The sequence below is a fragment of the Vibrio sinensis genome (assembly GCF_003605645.1).
In the GTDB taxonomy this organism is placed as follows: Bacteria; Pseudomonadota; Gammaproteobacteria; order Enterobacterales; family Vibrionaceae; genus Vibrio; species Vibrio sinensis.
The window spans coordinates 1-809 of sequence record NZ_QVMU01000096.1 but is presented as its reverse complement, the minus strand read 5'-3'; the positions used below and the strand labels follow the sequence as shown (position 1 = coordinate 809).

1 protein-coding gene is annotated in these 809 nt (G+C 53.3%); it reads left to right on the top strand.

Features of this window, described 5'->3' with window-relative positions:
* The coding region (locus tag DZ860_RS24565) for a hypothetical protein (protein WP_207890680.1) at nt 1–809 on the top strand (809 nt) is incomplete at both ends.

Sequence of the window (809 nt, the reverse complement as noted above, 5' to 3'; positions counted from 1 at the left end):
ACTGCATGTCGCCGTCGACAATGTCTCCGATAACGGTCAGTTTGAAGCGGTGGCTGCCGATCCCGATCATGGCTCGGTCAGCAGTGCGATTGTTGATGAAAATAATCCAAATTCCGATGACACTGTGTATGTCAAAATCAGCGTGGATGCAGATAGCGCGACTGAGGGCGGTGAGCTAACTTACACGCTCACACTGGTTGATAGCGATGGCAATCCAGTGACGCCTCCGGCAGGCACGCTCGTGTCTGGCGATCTCAATTGGTCTGGCGCAGCCGCTGGCGGCGCTGACACCAGCGCACTACCGAACAGTTTCACCATTGGCGATTCTGGCTCGTTTGAATTTAAAGTCGACGCGATTGATGATTTCTTAAAAGAGGGCTCGGAAGAACTGAATGTCGCCGTCGACAATGTCACTGATAACGGTCAGTTTGAAGCGGTGGCTGCCGATCCCGATCATGGCTCGGTCAGCAGTGCGATTGTTGATGAAGATAATCCAAATTCCGATGATACTGTGTATGTCAAAATCAGCGTGGATGCAGATAGTGCGACTGAGGGCGGTGAGCTGACTTATACGCTAACGCTGGTTGATAGCGATGGCAATTCAGTGACGCCTCCGGCTGGCACGCTTGTGTCTGGCGATCTCAATTGGTCTGGCGCGGCCGCTGGCGGCGCTGACACCAGCGCACTTCCTGAGAGTTTCACCATTGGCGATTCAGGCTCGTTTGAATTCACCATCGATGCGATTGATGATTTCCTCAAAGAGGGCTCAGAGGCACTGCATGTCGCCGTCGACAATGTCTCCGATAACG